Origin of the sequence: Streptomyces sp. DH41, from assembly GCF_029813785.1 — a bacterium.
Taxonomy (GTDB): domain Bacteria; phylum Actinomycetota; class Actinomycetes; order Streptomycetales; family Streptomycetaceae; genus Streptomyces.
On the sequence record NZ_JARVKY010000018.1, the window covers coordinates 116692 to 136450 of the forward strand.

Here is a 19759-nt window from a genome sequence, read left to right on the forward strand (position 1 = left end):
CCCCGAGGCGAGTCAAGTGACTCGCCTCGGGGCTGCGGCATACTCTCCGCATGGCAGCAGAACTCACCGCGCATCACCGCAGGCTCGCCCAGCAGAAGCGTGAGGCGATCACCTCCGCGGCCACAGAACTGTTCTTGGACCGCGGCTACGACGGCACCTCCCTCGCACGGATCGCCGAAGCGGCCGGGGTCTCGAAGTCCACCCTGTTCAAGCAGTTCCCCACCAAGGCGGCCCTCTTCGAGGCCATCGTCACCGAGTCCTGGCAGCGCGACGCCGGCGATACCGCCGCGCGGCCACAGGCGGGAGATCTGCGCTCCGGGCTGACAGCCATCGGCCACCGCTACGCCGACCTGATCGGCCAGCCCCGCATGACAGGCTTGTTCCGGATCGTCATCGCCGAACTGCCTCGTTTCCCCGAGCTGGGACGGATGCAGTTCCAGCTCGGCAAACTGCCCTACTTCGCCTCCGTCCAGCACTACTTGGAATCCGAGCATGAGGCGGGCAACGCTGATGTGCCCAACGCTGAAAGCGCCGCGAACCAGTTCCTCGGCATGATCGCTAACTACGTCCTGTGGCCCCGCATGCTGCTGACCGGCTGGAACCCCGCAGCCTCCGACATCCACAGCGCCGTCGAAGAGGCCGTCCAGACCATGCTCGCCAGATACACCCCCGGCCCGCCGGCCTGACCCGGAGCCGGAATTTCCACACGGCCGCGCAATGCCTAAGACCGCGGCGCTTTCACCCGCGATACCTGTAGGCAAACGATGGCGAGCTCAAGCGGTCAGCGCATCACTGCTGTTCAGAAGGTCAGCGTAGACCTCCGCCGGAGTGCGGTATCCGTGGGTCTTGCGCGGACGGTGATTGAGCTCGTAGGCGATGGCGTCCAGGTCGGCCTGGCTGAACGTGCGGAGGTCCGCTCCCTTGGGGAGGTACTGCCGTAGCAGCCGGTTGGTGTTCTCGTTGGTTCCGCGCTGCCACGGGCTCCGTGGCTTGCAAAGGTAGATCGGCATCCCGGTCTCGGCGGTGATGGCCTGGTGCTCGGCCATCTCCCGGCCCCGGTCCCAGGTGAGCGTCCGTCGTAGCTGGGGCGAGATGCCGAGGAGACTCCTGGTGAGGTGCGGAGTGACCTGCTCGGCCTTGATGCCGTCCGGCAGCGCGACGACGGCCGTGTAGCGGCTGGTGCGCTCGACCAGCGTGGCCACGGCCGAGGGCCGGGTGCCCATTACGAGGTCGCCTTCCCAGTGGCCCGGGACCTTGCGGTCCTCGACCTCGGCGGGACGGGCGCTGATGGACGCCATGCCGCGGATGATGCCCCGCCCTGTGGGCCGCCGGGCGAGCTTCGGGCGGCGCATAGGCCTGCCTGACCGCAGTCGCTGGGTGAGGCTGCGGTCGATCGCCTGGCGCCGGCGTGGGTCGTAGAGCGAGAGGTAGATCGCTTCGTGCGAGATCTGCATGACAGCGTCAGCAGGGAACTGCCGTCGCAGCCATCCCGCGATCTGCTCGGGCGACCAGCACAGAGCCAGTTTGCCCTCCACCAGGGCGCGCAGAGCCGGCCGTTGGGCGAGCTTGGCCGACTTGGGCCGGCGCCCGCGCGTGTAGGCGGCCGCATCAGCGGACGCCGCTCGGTAGAGGTTCCGACCGCCGTTGCGTGCCGACGCGCGACGCAACCGCGAGGCCTTGCTGTCCGCGGCCCGCCAGGCGTTCCTCGGCGGCGACGCCGACGCGCACGTCGAGGACATCGCCCGCAGCGCCGGCGTCGCCGTCGGAACGCTCTACCGTCACTTCGAAACCCGCGACGCGCTGATCGAGGAGGTCTACCGCAAAGAGGTCGACGACCTGTGCGCCACGCCCGGCGTCCTGCTGGACCAGCACGCCCCGGAGGAGGCGCTGCGGCGCTTCCTGCTGCTGCTTGTGGACCACGCGGCGGTGGGCAAGGGGATGTCCGGTGTGCTGGAAAGCATCATGGCGACGGACTCACCGGTCTTCGGCGACGCCCGTACGCGTATGGCCGGTGCCCTCTCCCTGCTGCTTGAAGCAGGCAGTGCGGCCGGCACTGTCCGCGACGACATCACAGGGCCAACTCTGTTGCGTGCCCTGGGCGGCATCTGCGGAATGCGCGCCACGGAGGGCTGGCTGGTCGAGGCCCGGCAGATCACCGCCCTCCTCTTCGACGGCCTGCGACACGGCGCCCCGCAGTCACCCTGAGCCGGGGGCGCGCGCCACCGGCCAGGCCCTGCCCGTCACTCCTGACCGCTCCCGTCGTCGTCCTCGTACAGCGCGGAACCGCTGCAGTTCCCTGCCGTCGCCCGGCTCCAGGCGCCTTGATGCCGCCCGCTGCTTACACGTCGTGCTCCGCCCTTCCTGTGTGCATCGGCCGGCACCGCCACTAGTGCAGCGTGTCAGGAAGGGCGCTAGTGCTGGGACCGCATAGGTTCGCCGGTTCGGATGCCTTACAGGTTGTTCGCATAGAAGCTGGTGAGTCGTTCGACGGCAGCGTCGACGTATTCGGGTTCGTCGTACATCTCGTAGTGGCCGGCGCCGTCGATCACCATGAGGTCGACGGGGTTGGGGGCCAGCTTCCACAGCTGCATGCCGGTGTCGTAGGAGCCGGTGTTGCCGATGCGTCCGGCGAGGATGACCTGGAGTGGCTGGGTCATGAGCTGATCGGCCAGGTGGAACGCGTCGTAGCCCAGCAGGAGGGAGTCGCTGCGCAAGAGGCGCCGGTTCGTGGAATGTTCGTTACCGCCGCGCTCGGTGCGGTAGTAGGTGACGGCCTGAGTGGTGTCGATGTCGGTCAGGCCCGCTGTTGTGGCGTCCTCCAGGGTGTCGGGCAGCCAGTTCACGCGGGTCGTCTCGCCGGAGCGGGTCTCTTCGGTCCGTGCGTCCGCGAGGGCGTCGAGTGCTGCGGCCGGACCGTCGGGGGAGAAGCTGCGGAACGCGGCGCCGATGTTGACGGGGACTACCGTGCCGACCGCCTTGATGCGGTGGTCCGTGCGGGCGGTGTGCACGGCGTAGCCGCCACCGGCGCAGACGCCGAGGACGCCGATGCGCCGCGGGTCGATGCCGGGGGTCGTGGTGAGCACGTCGATGGCGCCCGGACGACCGCCCCGGCGAACTTCCCGGTCGGAGCACTAGCATGCTGTACTAGTACGGCGTGCTAGTACAGTGAAGGGTGCTGGGAGAAGCTAAGGAGAGCAGGACATGGAAACACGCGAGAAGATCCTCCAGGCCGCTGCGGAGATGATCGCCGAGGACGTAGCGGCGAAGCTGAGCGTGCGCGCGGTCGCCGCGCGTGCGGGGGTGAGCATCGGCTCGCTGAGGTTCCACTTCCCCACCCAGCGCGCGCTGCAGGACAGCTTGCTCAAGCGGATCTACGAACACCTGCTGCCCGGCGACCCGATCCGGGACCGGACACTGTCGCCCCGCGAACGGCTGCTGAACTGCCTGCGGCAGGTTCTCGCACCGCTCGGCACCAACGAGGACGCGCGAACCGCATGGGGCACGGTCTATCGGAGCTTCATCGAACCCGAACCGACCGAACCGGTACGCACCGCCTACCTCGCCCACGAGCGGGAGGCGGAGCGCCGGGTCGAACACTGGCTGACCGTGCTCGCCGAGGAGGGCGCATTGCCCCCAGGAGACCACACCCGCAACGTCAGGTTCCTTCTCACCGTCCTCAACGGACTCTCGGTCGAACGCGCACTGCCCACCCGCGAATCCGTCCTCATCGCCGAGACCGAGACCCTCAACGCCGCCGTCGACCACGTCCTCTCCACCGGCCCCGCACCATCCGCCGGACCCCCCCGGCCGTGAACCGGACCAGCCACCCCTTCGCGTCGAGGCGCGAGACCACGGCGCGACGGGCATCGGCGTGGACAGACCGGCATGGTCGGCCGCTATCCGCCCGCCGGGCAGTTGCCGGACTCGAATTCTCCACGGCGACCGCAAAGAAACGCAAAGACACGGCACCAGACGGCGAGGGAGATCTCGATCATGGCGTGGAGCACTCGGGAGATGGCGGAGCTGGCCGGCGTCAGTCTCAGGGCCGTACGGCATTACCACGACATCGGATTGCTTGAAGAGCCGGAGCGTCGGTCCAACGGATACAAGCAGTACGGCGTCAGCCACCTCGTCCGGCTCCTCCGGACAAAGCGCCTCACGGCTCTGGGCTTCTCCCTGTCCCAGATTGCGGGCATGGACGACGACCCGGATTCGGGCCCCGACCCGCGAGATCTGCGGGCTCTCGACACGGAGCTGGCCGCCACCATCGAACGCCTGCAACACGCCCGCGCGGAGGTGGGCGCCCTCCTGCGCGGGCGCGCTGCGAGCGATCTTCCCCTCCGCTTCGTCTCCGTGGACAAGACCGCCGAACTTCCTGCCCCGGACCGCTCTTTCGTCACCGTCCTCGGTACGGTCCTCGGACCCAGTGGGATGGACGCCTATGCCGACTTGCTCCATCAGGAGCCGCAGCCGGTGGCACTGGAACTCAACGAGCTTCCGGCCGATGCCGACGAGGTGACCCGCCAGAGTCTCGCCGAGCGTCTCGTGCCGTACGTTCGAGGCCTCCGGGTCCGCCATCCCGGGCTCAGCGATCTCGCTTCAGACGCCCCGCGCGGCCGACAGCACACCGCCCGCACCATCGGCAAAGCCATCAGCGATCTCTACAATCCAGCCCAGGTGGATGTCATGAAGCGGCTCGACGGGCTCCTGTCCGATGACGATGCCCCTCGGTGACCGTACTCAGAGCGCCGCTTCGTGACTCGGTGAGTGTGGCCCAGTGCGCGCCTGATGGTGTGACGAGTGCATGCAGGAGTCGTCGTCACTGCCACCACCACCTGGACATCAGCGAACCGTGGTCGGTGTGGTCCGCTGACGCACGTGCGTCGTTGCGGTAGGCCGGCCCGACGCTGCGCGGGCGGCACAGATGCGGTGTGCGCCTACCCGGCGCTGCCCTCACTGCTGGGCGTCGTCGCTCTCGCTCCCTGCGGTGCCGTTCTCGACGAGGATGCTGTGAACGCGTCGCAGCACGTCGAGGTGCGCGCGGTTGTAGAACTCGGTCAAGGCGTGCACGGTGACCGAGTCCGCGAGCGCCCTTTCCCGGTGCGAGGCCCGCCCGAGGTCGGCCAGAGCAGGGTGGGCCCGGTGCTGCTCGCGGGCTTCGGGCGCCATCTGCTCGGCCAGCCGCTGCCGTACGTCCTCGGGTGCGGCCTCCTCGAGCGCCGCGAACTCCGCTTCGAGGTCGCCACGGGGTCCCGAAAGCTGTTCCTTGAGGGCGGCAATCGCTTCGGGTGTGAGGATGCTGGAGTAGGCCACCAGCAGGGATCGCTGGGTTTCGGGCAGGTCGTCGGCAAGCGTCTTGAAGTCCGGGGGCATGTCGAGCGCGGCCCGATTGTCCATGATGGCCGCCAGGTCCCGCCGCATCCGCTGTCGGCGTTCGATGTCCGCCGCGAGTTCGGCGTCGAGGTCCCGAAGGATCTGCCGTGCCCTCTCATCACCGCTCTCGACCGCGGGGACATCTGCGAGAGCCACACCGAGGTCGGTCAGTCTGCGGATACGCATCAGGCGCACCAGATGGTTGACGCCATAGCGCTTGTAGCCGTTGGACGCCCGTTCCGGCTCGTCCAGGAGGCCGATCTCGTGGTAGTGCCGGACGGCCTTGGCGGTCGTCCCCGCGAGTTCCGCCAGCCGACGGGTACTCCACGCCATCAGGAGCCCCTCTCCAGGATCGTGCCGGTGGTCATTGAAAACCCTGCCCCTGGGGCACGGTCAACTCCCTTCGGTTCCGGCTCGCCAGCGGTTGACCGTGCCCCAGGGGCAGGGAGTGTGATGGACGCGACCACGCCCCACGCACCGATATGCGGAGACTGGACATGAAACGACAAAGCGGTGTCGGCCGAAACCTGGCCCTTCTGGCGGTCATCGGCCTGGGCGCGTCACTGATCACTGTGCCCGCCGCCGCCGAGGAGACGAAAACGCCTCAGGCGGAGTGGGGCCAGTGCCCCGACGACGTCGGGGCGGAAGCCGCTCCGACCGTGCTGCAGTGCGCCACCGTGCGCGTGCCGTTGGACTATGCCGAGCCGGAAGGCGAGCAGATCGACCTCACCGTTTCGCGGCTGGCCGCCGCCGACCCGGACAAGAGGCGCGGCGTCCTCATGCTCAACCCGGGCGGTCCCGGCGGATCCGGGCTGGCGCTGTCCGCGCTGCTGGTGGCCCAGGGCCTGCCCAGCAGCGTCACCGACCGCTACGACTTGATCGGCATGGACACCCGCGGGATCGGTCATTCCACACCGGTCAGTTGCGGTTTCACCACAGACAGCCCCTACTACTCCAATATCCCGCCCTACGCGGTCGATGACGCTGCGGTCACCGCGCAGGCGAAGGTCGCTGAGAAGGCGGCCGAGCAGTGCGCGGACAACGACGACGATGGCAGGCTGCGCCACCTGACCACCGCGAACACCGCCCGCGACCTGGACCGGATCCGGGCCGCGCTCGGCGAGGAGAAAACCAGCTACCTGGGCTACTCGTACGGCACGGCCCTCGGCGCCGCCTACGCGTCGATGTTCCCCGAGCGTTCCGACCGGATCGTGCTCGACAGCAACATCGGAGACGCTCACCTCGACCGCGACGGCATGCGCCGCTACGCGCTCGGCATGGAGCAGACCCTGCCGGACTTCGCGAAGTGGGCCGCCAGTCGGCACGACAGCTATGGCCTGGGCCGCACACCTGGGCAGGTACGGGCGTCCTACCTCGCCATCGCCGGCAGGCTCGACAAGGCTCCGGTCGCGGGGATCGACGGCAGCCTCTTCCGTCTCCTGACGTTCGGCCACTTGTTCAAGCAGGCGCAGTACCCCACGCTGGCGCAGACCTGGCAGACGCTGCGCGAAGGCGACGAGGCCGCGGCCCGCGGTCTGACGGCCGCCACCGGGGAAACGGCGGACGGCGCGCTGTCGCCGACCGACAACGCACTGACCGTGTTCCTCGCCGTCACCTGTAACGACGCCGAGTGGCCCGCGGACATCAACACCTACCGGCGAGGCGTCGCCGAGGACCGCGAACGCTACCCGCTGTTTGGCGCCGCGACCGCCAACATCAACCCTTGCGCCTTCTGGCCGTACACCCCCGCTGAACCGCCCGTGGAGGTCGACGCCGAAGGCCCGCGCAACGTGCTGCTCCTACAGAACCGGCGGGACGCGTCGACCCCGCACTTGGGCGGGAAGATGCTGCGGGAGAAGTTCGGGGACCGCGCCCGGCTGATCAGCGTCGACGACAGCGGGCACGGTGTCTACGTCCTGGGCCGGAACTCCTGCGCGTTGAACACCACCACGCGCTACCTCGTCGAGGGCGAGATGCCCACGAAGGACACGTCCTGCCGCGCGGATTGACCTCCGGACCCGGGCCGTCGGCACCCCGTCCGCTGTTGACACCTTCCGGCGTACCCGTCGATGCCGGTTTGCGAGTAGTGGGGCAGTCCGCAGTACCAGTCCTCCCTCGGTGAACGGCGCCAGTTGCGGCGCGCCTGACCGAGAGATGCGGCAGTGGGCTCCGCAAGCTGGAGCAGACGCAGGACGGGCCACGGGGCTGACTGCCGTAGTGAAGCTATGAGAGCTCGCCATTGGTTCGCAGTGTCAGCAGTACGCCCTGCCGACGCGGGATCAGGGCCGGTGAATGGTGTAGCAGCGCACCGGAGGCGTGGCGCCACTGGTGCCAGGGCTCCGGTGCGTTTCGAATGGCGGGTCCTATGGAGGTGCCAGGTGGCCGTGCGTTGTGGGAAAGGCACAGTTGCCGTAGTGCCTCCGGCCGGTGTGCGCGGTCCTCGGTGAGAGCCGAGAGGTCGGACGGGGACGAGCGGCCGATCGACTTCGCCGGTGGACGTACGGTGGACAGACGCCTTTGGACGGTGCGGCACGAGGTGGCACGGGCCAAGCTGCTGCGGATGCTCTGAACAGGAAGAATGTCACGAGACGGTACGGCAGGGCATTCCCCGGCATGATCGCTCGCGGTCTCGTAATGCGTAGGTCTCGGGTTCGAATCCCGAAGGCGGCTCCATTGGAACCCCAGGCCCACGTCCATGGCCTGGGGTTTCCGCGTTCGCGGCGTTGGCTTCTTCCCTGGTCCTACGAACCTCCGGGCTCGGTCCGTTTCGGTACGGGGGTGCTCGGTGAGATCGGTGACCCGGACGGTGGCGATGCCGGCCGGTACCTGGGTCCGTACCGGACCGCGTTGCAGATCCGGTTCGTCGCGGTCTTCTTGTTCTTGGTGCCGGCGGCGCTGCTCGCGGTGTGGGGAGCGGCTACTTGGCATCGGCGTAACACTCCACCACCGCCGTCGTGAACGGGAACCGCACCGGCGTCCGGCCGAACGTCAGCCGGCCCGCCAGTTCCGCCGCCTCCCGGATCGCCGCGGCGACGGTGTCGGCCTCCTCCCGCGGACAGTGCACGATCACCTCGTCGTGCTGGAAGAAGACCAGCTCCGCCGCCTTGTCCGCGAGGGCCTGCCGTAGCGCGGCGAGCAGCAGCAGGGCCCAGTCGGCGGCGCTGCCCTGGACGACGAAGTTACGCGCGAAGCGGCCCCGCGCGCGGGCGTTGGTGGAGGCGTAGCCGGGCACCCACTCCTGCGCCCGGTCCGACGGGTCCGAGGGGGCGTCCTGCGGCATGCCCGCCTCCTCGGCACCGTCGGCCGCGCCGGCCGCCGGTGGGCAGGTGCGCCCCAGCCAGGTCCGCACGAGCCGCCCCTCCTCGCCCGCACGGGCCGCGTCGTCGACGTACGCCACCGCCCTGGGGAAGCGGCGTCTGAGCGCGGCGAGGTTCTTCAGGCCGTCGCCGGAGGTCTGGCCGTAGACCGCGCCGAGAACGGCGAGTTTGGCCTGGGCGCGGTCGCCGGAGAAGGCGCGGTCGGACACCGACTGGTAGAGGTCGCTCTCCCGGCCGGCCACCTCCATCAGCCCCGGGTCGCGGGAGATCGCGGCCAGCACACGCGGTTCCATCTGGTCGGCGTCGGCGACGACCAGCCGCCAGCCCGGGTCGGCGACGACGGCCCGCCGGATCACCTTGGGTATCTGCAGGCCGCCCCCGCCGTTGGTCACCCAGCGTCCGGTGACGGTGCCGCCGGCCAGGAACTCGGGGCGGAACCGTCCGTCGCGCACCCAGTCCTGCAGCCAGGACCAACCGTGGGCGACCCAGATCCGGTACAGCTTCTTGTACTCGATCAGCGGCTTCACGGCCGGATGGTCGACGGACTCGATCTCCCACCGGCGGGTGGAGCCGACCCTGATGCCGGCCTGCGCGAACGCCTTGACCACGTCCGCGGGCAGGTCGGGCCGCACCCGGCGTCCGAACGCCGCGGACACCTCCTCCGCCAGCTCGGCCAGGCGGCGCGGCTCGCCCCCGCCCGCGTACCGCTCGCCGAGCAGGGAGTGCAGTACCTCGCGGTGCACGTCGGCCCGCCAGGGCAGTCCGGCGCGGTTCATCTCGGCGGCCACCAGCATCCCCGCCGACTCGGCCGCCGTCAGCAGCCGCATCCGTTCGGGGTGCGCGGACCGGTCGTGGCGGCGCTGCTGCTCGGCATAGACGGCGAGCAGGTCGTCCAGCGGCAGGTGGACGGCCTGGGGCTCGAACAGCGGGGACTGCGCGCCCGGCTCGGCGGAGCGCTGCGGCGGATCGGGCGGCACGGGACCGCGGTGCAGCCGGGCCAGGGCGGCGGCGGCCGAGCGCGGCTCCCCGTACCGCCCCTCGTGGCCGAGCAGGAGGGTCTCGGCGGCCTCCACGTCGTAGCACCGCTCCACTCGCACCCCCGCGGCGAGCAGACGCGGAGCCACCTCGGCGGTGGACCGCCACACCCAGCGTGCGACGTCCGGCCTGCTCCGCACGGCCTGAGCGGGATCGGCCTCCCGCCGCACCGGGCCGGCGGGCAGCCCGTCGAGGCCGAGGGGGGCGACTTCCACGCCACCGTCCTCGGCCACGGCGAGCACCCACCGGTCGGCCATGCCGCGAGTCTCGCAGGAGGGTCTGACAACGGCCCTCGCCGTTGCCGGAGTCTCAGTCTCCGTGCTTGCCGTGGCCGGGGGCGTGCACCTCCTGCTGGGGTCTCAGTCCTCGCCGTGGCCGGGGCCCGGTTCTCGCCTGCCCGGGCCCCGGCCTTCTCCGCGGGGTATCAGCCCTCTGCCTGCCCGGGCTCTCAGCCTTCTCCCTGCCCGGGCCCCTTCTCCTCGGTCACCTCGATGAACTCCGCCAGCGCCTCGGTGACGTAGCGCTCGGTGGCCTCCTTGTCGAGGCCGAGCCCGCTGAGTACGCCCTCGCCGTGCTCGTGCTCCAGCAGGGCGAGCAGGATGTGCTCGGTGCCGATGTAGTTGTGGCCGAGGCGCAGGGCCTCGCGGAAGGTGAGTTCGAGGACCTTCTTGGCCGCAGGGCCGTAGGGGACCAGCTCCGGGACCTCCGCGGCGGCGGGCGGGAGCGCCGCGGTCGCCGACCCGCGGACCGCGTCGAGGGTCACGCCCTGCGCGGCGATCGCCTTGGCGGCGAGGCTCTCGCGCTGGGTGAGCAGGCCGAGGACGAGGTGCTCGGGCAGGCTTTCGGTGGAGCCGGCGGTCTTGGCCGCGTTGTGGGCGGCCATCACGGCTTCGCGCGCGCGGGGCGTGTAGCGGCTGAAGCCCTGGCTCGCGTCGAGGTCGGCCGACTCCTTGGGCACGAAGCGCTTCTGCGCCGCCTGCCGGGTGACGCCCATGCTCTTGCCGATGTCCGTCCAGGACGCGCCCGAACGCCGGGCCTGGTCCACGAAGTGTCCGATGAGGTGATCGGCCACCTCACCGAGGTGCTCGCCGGCGATGACGGCGTCCTGGAGCTGTTCGAGCGGCTCCGCGTGCACCTTCTTGATCGCGGTGATGAGTTCGTCGAGACGTACGGATGACGTGGTGCTCGGGTTCGTCGTCATGTGTCAACCGTAGGTTGCCTCTCCGGGACTGTCAACCGACGGTTGACAGTCGATCACCGGTCGTGCGACCGGGGCGGGCTGTCGTGGCACCATCGCCGGGTGAGTACGCCCCGCACCGTCGACCGTGCCTTCGAGACCGCCCTGTACGACGCCGCCGACGACGCCCTCGACAGCGCCGCCTCGCTCCTCGCGGCCGACCCGGCGGCCGACGCGGAACTCGCCGGGCGAGGCGAGGAGTTCGTGGCGACCGCCTGGCGGCGCGGCTGGCAGCCCGCCGACCTCGTACGGATCGTGCGGCGCGAGCTGGACGACGTCCACGTACGGCTGGTGGCGGTGTTGATCCGCGCACAGGCGCCCCACGACCGCCCCCGCGGCCCCCGCTGGACCGCGCAGCTCGACGACGTACCGGACCTGGCGCCGCCCCGCACCGACCGCTTCTCCCACGCCACCGCCGTACTGGAGCTGTACCGCCTGCTGCTGCGCCTGCCCACGCTGGAGCGCCTGGAGCCGGGGGTCGCGGGAACGGCGGGAACGGCGGGGGACACCCGTCGGGAGAGCAGGCCGGAGTCCCGCGCCCTCGCCCGCATCCGCGCCCTGCTCGCCAAGGCGGAGGCGACCGGGTATCCGGAGGAGGCGGAGGCGCTCAGCGCCAAGGCGCAGGAGCTGATGGCCAGGCACAGCATCGACGAGGCGCTGCTGTCGGCCCACGCTCCCTCGCCCGACGCCCCCGGTGCCTGCCGGATCGGGGTGGAGCCACCGTACGAGCAGGCCAAGGCAGTGCTGCTGGACGCGGTGGCCGACGCGAACCACTGCCGGGCCGTGTGGAACGAACCCCTCGGCTTCTCCACCGTCGTCGGTTTCGAGGCGGACTTGGAGGCGGTCGAACTCCTCTACACCTCGCTCCTGGTGCAGGCCGAGGCGGCGATGACCAAGGCGGAGGCCGCGCAGCGCGCGGTCGGGCGCAAGCGGACCAAGACCTTCCGTCAGTCGTTCCTCGCCGCCTACGCCCACCGTGCGGGCACCCGGCTACGGGCGGCGACGGAGGCGGCCACCGCCGAGTCCGGCACGGCGACTGACGTGGACCTCCTGCCGGTCCTCGCCTCCCGTCAGGTCGCGGTCACGGATCGGCTGGAGCGCATGTTCCCGGAGACGACGACGACCCGCCTGCGCGGCGCCGGTGACGTGGCGGGCTGGACGGAGGGGACCCGAGCGGCCGACCACGCCCGGGTCGACCGCCGGCGACCACTGCCGTAGGCACCACCAGGCACCACCAGGCACCACCAGGCACCACCAGGCGTCACCAGACGTCACCAGACGTCATTGGCGTGTCATCCTGGCGCGGGCGCCCATGGTGCGTCGACGTGGCGCCCATGGTGCGTGCGTCCACGGCCGTGCGTGCGTCGTCGATGGCCGTCCGTGTTCCGTCAGGAGCCGAGACCGGTGGTCGGCAGTCCGGGCGGCAGCGAGCCGCCCTCCGACTTGGTGTACGTCTCCTCGCCGAGGCCGCCCTGCCACGCCACCTCGAGGGATGTCCCGTCGACCGACTCGACGGTACCCGTGGCCCGGTCGTCACTGCCGTCGGTGCACTTCAGGCGGATCGTCCGGGTGCCGGATTCCTCGCCGGTGGTGCCACTGCACACGGTCCCGCCGGTGGCGAAGAGGGCGGCCTTGTCGCCGGTGACCATCAGCGCGACGGCCTGGCCGCCGGTTGTGGCCAGCCAGCTGCCCTCCAGTTCACCCGCGGCCGCGGACGGCGACCCGCCGCTGCCACCGCTGTCGCTGCCGCTGCCACCGCCCGTTTCGGCGCCGCTCGCGGTCGTACTGGGCGCGGCCGAGGACTTGTCACCCCCGCCCGTGCTGCCGCCGGACCCTCCGCCCGTGCCGCCGTCGTCGGAGTCACCTCCGTCGCTGCAGGCGGTCAGCGTCAGTGCGCCCATCAGCCCGACCACCACGGCAGCGGTCCGCACGGACCGACGGGCCGTCCGCCGACGCGGTTCCCGCGCACCTGTGGACGTACTCGTGGTGCTCGCCGTACTCGTCTCGTTCGCCGTGCTCGCCGTACTTTCCGCAGTCACCAACGTCACCGCAAGCTCCAAGCTGTAGCCGGACGGCCGGGACGGCCCCAGGACAGCCGCAAGTTACCAGCAAGTCACGCCAGGGCGACCTACCAGGACGACTTGCGAACTCCCGGCAGATGTCCGGCGTGTGCCTGCTGACGCAGGTTGATCCGGGACAGCCCGAACGTACCGAGGTAGCCGCGCGGGCGCCCGTCGACCTGGTCGCGGTTGCGCACGCGCGTGGGGCTCGCGTCGCGGGGCTGCCTGCGCAGTTCCCGCTGGGCGGCGAGCCGTTCGGCCTCCGTCGAGGACGGCCTGCGGATGGTCTCCTTCAGCTCGGCCCGGCGCGCCGCGTACCGCGCGACGGTCTTCTGCCGCTGCTCGTTCTTCGCGATCTTGCTCTTCTTCGCCATCAGACCTTCACTCCTCGGGCACGGATGCGCGCCACGGCCGCCTCGACGCCGATCGCGTCCACCGTCCTGATCGCCTTCGTGCTCAGCCGCAGCCGTACGTGCCGGTTCTCGCTCGGCAGCCAGTAGCGCCTGGTCTGGATGTTGGGGTCGAAGCGGCGGGAGGTCCGCCGGTGGGAGTGGGAGATGCGATTGCCGAAACCGGGGCGGGTGCCGGTCAGCATGCAGTGGGCGGACACGGTGACGTACCTCTCCTTCAGACCGGACGGTCGTAGCTGTTAATGGAATTCATTTTCAGTAAGATACCAGCATGGCACGCAACGAACTCCGCCCGGTCATCAAACTCCGGTCCACCGCCGGGACCGGTTTCACCTACGTCACCCGCAAGAACCGCCGCAACGACCCGGACCGGCTGACCCTGCGCAAGTACGACCCGGTCGCCGGTCGCCACGTCGACTTCCGAGAGGAGCGCTGACCCGTCATGCGCGAGGGAATCCACCCCGAGTACCGCCCGGTCGTCTTCCGCGACCGCGCCGCGGACTACGCCTTCCTCACCCGCTCGACCATGACCAGCGAGCGCACGATCGAATGGGAGGACGGCCAGACCTACCCGGTCGTCGACGTCGAGATCTCGAACGTCAGCCACCCCTTCTACACCGGCACCGCCCGCGTCCTGGACACCGCCGGCCGTGTGGAGCGCTTCGAGCGGCGGTACGGGAAGCGGGGCGGGGCATGAGCGGGCCGGACCGCCCGGACGGCCGCTCGGACCGCTCGGACGGCCACTCGGACCGCCCAGGCCGCCGCCCGGAACTCCCGGTGGTGATCGTCGGCGGGCTGCACGCCGACGCCCGCAGGGCGGCCGTGACCCGGCTGCTGGCCGACGTACCCGGCAGTGTCGTCCTCCACCACGACCTGGCGACGGCCGCCGCGGGCACGGTCGTACGGACCGTCCGGGACGCCACCGGCATCCTGTCCGCCGGCGAGGCGCCCCTGGTCAACGACTGTGCCTGCTGCGCCCTGCGCGAGGACCTCGTCCCCGAGCTGGAGCGGCTCGCGGACGCCGGAGGCACCCCCCTGGCGGTCGTCGAGCTGTGGGACTCCGTCGAGCCGAAGGCGATGGCGGAGGTGGTGACGGCCGGCGGCTTCACCGTCACGGGCGTGATCACCGCCGTCGACCCGGCGCTGGTACTGCCGTACCTGGGCAACGGCGACGACCTCGCCGAGGGTGGCCTCGCCGCCGCGGCCACCGACCGGCGCACCGTCGCCGACACCTTCGCGCGCCAGCTGGAGTACGCCCCCGTCCTCGCCCTCGCCGACTCCCTCCCCGGCTCCCCGGAGGCCGACGACGAGGACCGCGAGCTGCTGGCCCAGCTGCATCCGACGGCCCGCCGGGTCCCGGTCGGCCACGTCGACCCGGCGGGCACGCCACCCGCGACCTCTCCCGCGTGCTCCGAGCTGGCGCGGGCCGCCCTCGCCGGCTTCGACGTGGAGGCCGCGGCCGCCGCGCAGCACCCGGCCTGTGCCCTGCTGCCCGCGGAGGCCGACGCACACGGTGTCGCCACCCTCGTCTGGCACCGGCGGCGCCCCTTCCACCCCGAGCGGCTGTACGCGGCGCTGGAGGACCTGACCTGCGCCGCCGCCCGCAGCCGGGGCCGGTTCTGGCTCGCCGGCAAGGGGGACGCGTTGCTCCACTGGGACGCCGCGGGCGGGGCCCTGTGCGTGGAGAGCGCGGGGCCCTGGCTCGCGTCGCTGCCCGACGCCGCCTGGGAGCTGGTCCCGCCCGTGCGTCGAGCCGCCGCCGCGCTGGACTGGGACCCCGAGCACGGCGACCGCTGCCAGCACCTGGTCTTCACGTCCCCCGGCCTCGACCGCGACGGCCTGGAGCGGCTCCTGGAGTCCTGCCTGCTGACCGATGCCGAGTACGCCGCCGGACAGGCCGCCTGGCAGCAGCTGCCGCCCGCCTTCGACACCCTCCTGGAGGTCTGACCCATGCCCCGCGAGGGAGATCACAAGGGAGATCACACAAGAGGTCACAAGAGCGAGGGCAGGGGCGAGGGCAGGGGCGGCAGCGGGTCCGTCAGGCAGCGGCCCAATCCCCTGGACCAGGCCGGAGTGACGTACGTCGACTACAAGGACACCGACCTGTTGCGGAAGTTCGTCTCCGACCGTGGCAAGATCCGCAACCGCCGCGTCACCCGCGTGACGTCCCGGCAGCAGCGGCAGCTGGCCCGGGCGATCAAGAACGCGCGCGAGATGGGGCTGCTGCCGTACGCCGTGCGCTGACCTGCGCGTCGCATCTCGTCCGTCGGTTTCGCACCGGGGGCCCGCTCTTGGGAGCGGGCCCCCGGTTTTGTTGCATGTTGTTGCATGTTCTTGGAATCCGGGGGCATACGCGGGAACGACTTCCCGGGAGCGGGCGTCAGAGAGGGCAAGGGCTTTCGGGCAGAGCGACCGGCACGGCTGTAACCGCGAGAACACCGCGCGTGCACGTGCATTTGCTCATGCATCTGCACGGAGAACAGGGTTATGATCCGGATCAGTTGACCACTGCATCAATGGCCACATCAGCCAGTGCACCACCGGGGAGCGACCTGTGGACCACGACGTGTACAACGGCATGGCCGCCACGCAGCTGCACGACGCGGCCTGGCAGAAGAGCCGGCACAGCAACTCGCAGGGCTCCTGCGTGGAGTTCGCGCGACTGCCCGACGGTGCCGTGGCGGTGCGGAACTCCCGCTTCCCCGACGGTCCCGCGCTCGTCTACACGCGCGCCGAGATCGAGGCCATGCTGCTGGGCGTCAAGGACGGCGAGTTCGACCACCTGATCGCGAGCTGATGGCGAGCTGACCGTGGAACCGATCGCGGAGCCGATGGGCGAGCCGATCGCGGGCCGCCGTCACTCGTAACGAGGCCGCTCCATCATCCCATCGGGCTTCTGGAGCCGGAACAGGGCCCAGACCACCTTGCCGTTGAGCGTCCCGGCGAGCGGGTGCCAGCCCCAGCTGTCGCTGAAGGAGTCGACGAGGAACAGGCCGCGGCCCGACTCCGCCGAGAAGTCGTCCGTCTCACGGGCCACCGGACTGTCGTGACTGGGGTCGCGCACCGCGCACACCAGCCGCTCGGTCCAACGCATCAGATGCAGCCGGACGGGGCCGTTCTGCTCCCCGCGCCTCGGGGTGTCGGCCGGCAGCGCGTGCCGCAGGGCGTTGGTGACGAGTTCGGAGACCACCAGGCAGACGTCGTCGAAACGGTCGCCCGTGTCCCAGCCGTCGAGCGTTCTGCGGGTGAACCCCCGGGCCTCGCGCACCGCTTCGTAGCGAGGCGGCAGGGCGCAGGAGGCGGCGTTGGACACGGCCGCGGGGTCGAGTGGCGGAAGGCCCTGCCGTAACGGCTCGAGCATGGTCGATCCATTCGTCCCCATGCGAGGCACTCCCGGGAATTCGCGGTCGTAGCGATGCGGCGCGGTGGTGCGGGACCATGGTTTCGGATGCGTTCCGCAGATGCAAGGGCAGATGCACGTGCACGTGACCGAAATGGACCTGCCCGTACCGCTTGTTGGCCAAATTTTCCGTCATCTTCGCCCCTCCGTCACCTCACGTGGCGACCGCTTTCCGCCCCCTCCGTGCATGATCCTGTGCATTTCCTCTGGCTCGATTCCGTTTCCGTAACCGGACGAGTACTGCTCGGAGTGTTTTAGTGGCAGACTTCGGCCCTTGAAGACGGTTGGGGAGGCTGGCGAACGTGAGCGCGGGAGAGCCCGGATCGGTGGTGCGGCGCATGCTGCTCGGATCACAACTCAGGCGGCTGCGTGAGACGCGGGGGATCACGCGGGAGGCGGCGGGCTACTCGATCCGCGCCTCGGAGTCGAAGATCAGCCGGATGGAGCTGGGCCGGGTGAGCTTCAAGACCAGGGACGTGGAGGACCTGCTGACCCTGTACGGCATCACGGACGGGCAGGAGCGCACCTCCCTGCTGTCCCTGGCCAAGGAGGCCAACGTCGCCGGGTGGTGGCACAGTTACTCCGACGTACTGCCCAGCTGGTTCCCCACCTATGTGGGCCTGGAGGGCGCCGCCTCACTCATCCGCGTGTACGAGGTGCAGTTCGTGCACGGCCTGCTGCAGACCGAGGACTACGCCCGCGCGGTCGTCCGGCGCGGCATGAAGGGCGCCGGCGAGGCGGACATCGAGCGGCGGGTGGCGCTGCGCCTGGAACGGCAGAAGCACCTCGTCGCCGAGAACGCTCCCGAGTTCCACATCGTCCTGGACGAGGCCGCACTGCGCCGCCCCTACGGTGACCGCGCGGTGATGCGCGGCCAGCTCCAGCACCTCATCGAGATGTCCGAGCGGCCCAACGTGCGCCTGCAGATAATGCCGTTCGGCTTCGGCGGGCACTCCGGCGAGAGTGGCGCGTTCACGATCCTCAGCTTCCCCGAGTCCGACCTGTCGGACGTCGTCTACCTGGAGCAGCTCACCAGCGCGCTCTACCTGGACAAGCACGAGGACGTCACCCAGTACGAGACGGCGCTGAAGGAACTCCAGCAGGACAGCCCCGGACCGGACGAGAGCCGGGACCTGCTGCGCGGGCTCATCCAACTGTCCTGAGAGCCGGCTCCTCTCCGACTCCCCCGGGACTCGGCTCCTCTCCGACTCTCCCGGGCCCGGCTCCTCTCCAGCTCTCCCGAAGCTGTGTCTCTCTTCAACTCCCCTGACACACCAGTACGATGACGCGCAATCAGGCGGCTCGCTCGCGGCGGCTGCGGCAGCTATGGGGATTGAGGGAACACATGTCGTCGTACTTCACCGACCTCGCCCAGCAGTACATCGACGGCGAGTGGCGCCCGGGCACCGGCTCCTGGGACATCATCGACTTCAACCCGTACGACAACGAGAAGCTGGCCTCGATCACGATAGCCACGGTCGACGAGGTCGACGCCGCCTACCGGGCGGCCGAGCGCGGGCAGAAGCGGTGGGCGGCGACGAACCCGTACGCCCGCCGCGCGGTGTTCGAGAAGGTGCTGCGGCTCGTGGAGGACCGCGAGGCGGAGATCAGCGAGGCGATCATCGCCGAGCTGGGCGGCACACGTCTGAAGGCCGCCTTCGAACTGCACCTCGCCAAGGAGTTCCTGCGCGAGGCGGTGCACCTGTCGCTGGCGCCCGAGGGCAGGATCATCCCGTCCCCGGTCGACGGCAAGGAGAACCGCGTCTACCGGGTGCCGGTCGGCGTCGTGGGCGTCATCAGCCCCTTCAACTTCCCCTTCCTCCTCTCCCTGAAGTCGGTCGCCCCGGCCCTCGCCCTCGGCAACGGCGTCGTCCTCAAGCCGCACCAGAACACGCCGGTGGTCGGCGGCACCCTGGTCGCGAAGCTCTTCGAGGACGCCGGTCTGCCGGGCGGCCTGCTGAACGTCGTGGTCACCGACATCGCGGAGATAGGCGACGCCTTCCTGGAGCACCCGGTCCCGAAGGTGATCTCCTTCACCGGCTCCGACGCCGTCGGCCGCCACGTGGCCACCGTCTGCGCCGCGAACTTCAAGCGCTCGGTCCTCGAACTCGGCGGCAACAGCGCCCTGGTGGTCCTCGACGACGCCGACGTCGACTACGCGGTCGACGCCGCCGTCTTCAGCCGGTACGTTCACCAGGGCCAGGTCTGCATGGCCGCCAACCGTGTGCTGGTCGACCGCTCGGTGGCCGACGAGTTCACCGAGAAGTTCGTCGCCAAGGTGAAGACCCTCAAGGCCGGCGACCCGCGCGACCCGTCGACCGTCATCGGCCCGGTGATCAACTCCTCCCAGGCGGACGCGATCTCGGGCGTCGTCGAGCAGGCGCTCGCCGAGGGCGCGACCGCGCTGGTGCGCGGCACGACCACGGACAACCTGGTCGAGCCGTCGGTCCTGACCGGCCTGCCCGCCGACTCCGCCCTGCTGCGGCAGGAGGTCTTCGGCCCGGTCGCCTTCCTCGTCCCGTTCGACGGCGAGGAGGAGGCCGTACGCCTCGTCAACGACACCCCGTACGGCCTGAGCGGCGCCGTGCACACCGGGAACATCGAGCGCGGCGTCGACTTCGCCAAGCAGATCGACACCGGGATGTTCCACGTGAACGACGGGACCGTGCACGACGAGCCGATCGTGCCCTTCGGCGGCGAGAAGCACTCCGGTATCGGCCGCCTCAACGGCGACACCATGCTGGACGCCTTCACCACACAGAAGTGGATCTCGGTGCAGCACGGCCGGAGCGCCTTCCCCTTCTGAACCGCCCCCTGAGGCTTTTTCCTCGGTTTCTCCGGACGGACCCTTGCGGACAGAGGTTGACCGCAAGGGTCCGTAGCTTGGTCGGTGTCAGGGGGAAACGCCCCCGGCCTCGACGAAAGGC

Annotated in this window: 20 protein-coding genes and 2 pseudogenes; 13 read left to right on the plus strand and 9 right to left on the minus strand. The window is 70.3% G+C overall.

The features are described 5' to 3' along the window. The first annotated feature begins 50 nt into the window (after positions 1 to 50). The gene (locus QC283_RS26705; protein ID WP_164402734.1) at positions 51 to 686 is read left to right on the plus strand and encodes a TetR/AcrR family transcriptional regulator; all 636 of its coding nucleotides are present in this window, start codon (positions 51 to 53) and stop codon (positions 684 to 686) included. An 87-nt stretch (positions 687 to 773) separates the two neighbouring features. On the opposite strand, the pseudogene QC283_RS26710 reads toward QC283_RS26705, so the two are convergent. Continuing rightward, a pseudogene (locus QC283_RS26710) lies at positions 774 to 1661 on the minus strand (IS30 family transposase); the annotation flags it as partial. Between QC283_RS26710 and QC283_RS26715 the strand changes: the two are divergent. Then, positions 1645 to 2205, plus strand: coding sequence for a TetR/AcrR family transcriptional regulator (locus tag QC283_RS26715; RefSeq protein ID WP_279564240.1), 561 nt, complete (start codon positions 1645 to 1647; stop codon positions 2203 to 2205). The pseudogene QC283_RS26710 and the gene QC283_RS26715 overlap by 17 nt on opposite strands. Positions 2206 to 2450: 245 nt before the next feature. Here the strand turns inward: QC283_RS26715 and QC283_RS26720 are convergent. Next, positions 2451 to 3092, minus strand: a pseudogene (locus tag QC283_RS26720) (alpha/beta hydrolase); the annotation flags it as partial. 109 nt (positions 3093 to 3201) lie between these two features. On the opposite strand from QC283_RS26720, the gene QC283_RS26725 reads away from it, so the two are divergent. Beyond that, positions 3202 to 3813 carry a TetR/AcrR family transcriptional regulator gene (locus tag QC283_RS26725; RefSeq protein ID WP_279564242.1) on the plus strand — a complete coding sequence of 204 codons (612 nt, stop codon included), beginning with the start codon at positions 3202 to 3204 and terminating at the stop codon, positions 3811 to 3813. 180 nt (positions 3814 to 3993) lie between these two features. After that, positions 3994 to 4734, plus strand: a complete 741-nt coding sequence (locus tag QC283_RS26730) for a MerR family transcriptional regulator (protein ID WP_279564243.1) — start codon at positions 3994 to 3996, stop codon at positions 4732 to 4734. Positions 4735 to 4953: 219 nt separating this feature from the next. Here QC283_RS26730 and QC283_RS26735 read toward each other — a convergent pair whose 3' ends face one another. After that, a complete protein-coding gene (locus tag QC283_RS26735; RefSeq protein WP_279564244.1) occupies positions 4954 to 5706 on the minus strand; it encodes a helix-turn-helix domain-containing protein in 753 nt (250 codons plus the stop codon). 164 nt (positions 5707 to 5870) lie between these two features. Between QC283_RS26735 and QC283_RS26740 the strand changes: the two genes are divergently transcribed. Next, positions 5871 to 7382, plus strand: a complete 1512-nt coding sequence (locus tag QC283_RS26740) for an alpha/beta hydrolase (RefSeq protein ID WP_279564306.1) — start codon at positions 5871 to 5873, stop codon at positions 7380 to 7382. 908 nt (positions 7383 to 8290) lie between these two features. On the opposite strand, the gene QC283_RS26745 is transcribed toward QC283_RS26740, so the two are convergent. Together QC283_RS26745 and QC283_RS26750 are read right to left on the minus strand one after the other, a co-directional pair. Next, positions 8291 to 9982, minus strand: a complete 1692-nt coding sequence (locus QC283_RS26745; protein WP_279564245.1) for a bifunctional 3'-5' exonuclease/DNA polymerase — start codon at positions 9980 to 9982, stop codon at positions 8291 to 8293. 191 nt (positions 9983 to 10173) lie between these two features. Further along, complete coding sequence (locus QC283_RS26750; RefSeq protein WP_279564246.1) at positions 10174 to 10926, minus strand: Clp protease N-terminal domain-containing protein; 753 nt, start codon at positions 10924 to 10926, stop codon at positions 10174 to 10176. Positions 10927 to 11025: 99 nt separating this feature from the next. On the opposite strand from QC283_RS26750, the gene QC283_RS26755 reads away from it, so the two are divergent. Further along, entirely contained in the window at positions 11026 to 12180 is a 1155-nt protein-coding gene (locus tag QC283_RS26755; RefSeq protein WP_279564247.1) for a DUF2786 domain-containing protein, read from the plus strand. A gap of 170 nt (positions 12181 to 12350) precedes the next feature. On the opposite strand, the gene QC283_RS26760 is transcribed toward QC283_RS26755, so the two are convergent. The 3 genes from QC283_RS26760 to rpmB all read right to left on the minus strand — a co-directional run bounded on the left by QC283_RS26760 (position 12351) and on the right by rpmB (position 13632). Continuing rightward, positions 12351 to 12893, minus strand: coding sequence for a hypothetical protein (locus QC283_RS26760; protein WP_279564248.1), 543 nt, complete (start codon positions 12891 to 12893; stop codon positions 12351 to 12353). Positions 12894 to 13090: 197 nt separating this feature from the next. Then, the gene (gene rpsN, locus QC283_RS26765) at positions 13091 to 13396 is read right to left on the minus strand and encodes a 30S ribosomal protein S14 (RefSeq protein ID WP_279564249.1); all 306 of its coding nucleotides are present in this window, start codon (positions 13394 to 13396) and stop codon (positions 13091 to 13093) included. Further along, the gene (rpmB, locus tag QC283_RS26770) at positions 13396 to 13632 is read right to left on the minus strand and encodes a 50S ribosomal protein L28 (RefSeq protein WP_279564250.1); all 237 of its coding nucleotides are present in this window, start codon (positions 13630 to 13632) and stop codon (positions 13396 to 13398) included. Before rpmB ends, rpsN begins: the two co-directional genes overlap by 1 nt. A 71-nt stretch (positions 13633 to 13703) precedes the next feature. Here rpmB and rpmG point away from each other — a divergent pair, with 71 nt between their 5' ends. The 5 genes from rpmG to QC283_RS26795 all read left to right on the plus strand — a co-directional run bounded on the left by rpmG (position 13704) and on the right by QC283_RS26795 (position 16229). After that, positions 13704 to 13868, plus strand: a complete 165-nt coding sequence (rpmG, locus tag QC283_RS26775; protein ID WP_044382365.1) for a 50S ribosomal protein L33 — start codon at positions 13704 to 13706, stop codon at positions 13866 to 13868. Positions 13869 to 13874: 6 nt separating this feature from the next. Next, positions 13875 to 14129 (plus strand): type B 50S ribosomal protein L31, encoded by a 255-nt coding sequence (locus tag QC283_RS26780; protein WP_279564251.1) that lies wholly within the window; start codon positions 13875 to 13877, stop codon positions 14127 to 14129. Continuing rightward, positions 14126 to 15379: a CobW family GTP-binding protein gene (locus QC283_RS26785; RefSeq protein WP_279564252.1), complete on the plus strand. Its 1254-nt coding sequence runs from the start codon at positions 14126 to 14128 to the stop codon at positions 15377 to 15379. Before QC283_RS26780 ends, QC283_RS26785 begins: the two co-directional genes overlap by 4 nt. 111 nt (positions 15380 to 15490) lie before the next feature. Beyond that, the gene (rpsR, locus tag QC283_RS26790) at positions 15491 to 15676 is read left to right on the plus strand and encodes a 30S ribosomal protein S18 (protein WP_279564307.1); all 186 of its coding nucleotides are present in this window, start codon (positions 15491 to 15493) and stop codon (positions 15674 to 15676) included. A 310-nt stretch (positions 15677 to 15986) separates the two neighbouring features. Continuing rightward, positions 15987 to 16229 carry a DUF397 domain-containing protein gene (locus QC283_RS26795; RefSeq protein ID WP_279564253.1) on the plus strand — a complete coding sequence of 81 codons (243 nt, stop codon included), beginning with the start codon at positions 15987 to 15989 and terminating at the stop codon, positions 16227 to 16229. 60 nt (positions 16230 to 16289) lie between these two features. Here the strand turns inward: QC283_RS26795 and QC283_RS26800 are convergent, their stop codons facing one another. Beyond that, positions 16290 to 16814, minus strand: a complete 525-nt coding sequence (locus QC283_RS26800) for an ATP-binding protein (RefSeq protein ID WP_398012193.1) — start codon at positions 16812 to 16814, stop codon at positions 16290 to 16292. Between the two features lie 356 nt (positions 16815 to 17170). Here QC283_RS26800 and QC283_RS26805 point away from each other — a divergent pair, with 356 nt between their 5' ends. Both QC283_RS26805 and QC283_RS26810 read left to right on the plus strand, forming a co-directional pair. After that, positions 17171 to 17995: a helix-turn-helix domain-containing protein gene (locus QC283_RS26805; RefSeq protein WP_279564308.1), complete on the plus strand. Its 825-nt coding sequence runs from the start codon at positions 17171 to 17173 to the stop codon at positions 17993 to 17995. Between the two features lie 182 nt (positions 17996 to 18177). After that, positions 18178 to 19638, plus strand: coding sequence for an aldehyde dehydrogenase family protein (locus tag QC283_RS26810; protein WP_279564255.1), 1461 nt, complete (start codon positions 18178 to 18180; stop codon positions 19636 to 19638). The last annotated feature ends 121 nt before the right edge of the window (positions 19639 to 19759 follow it).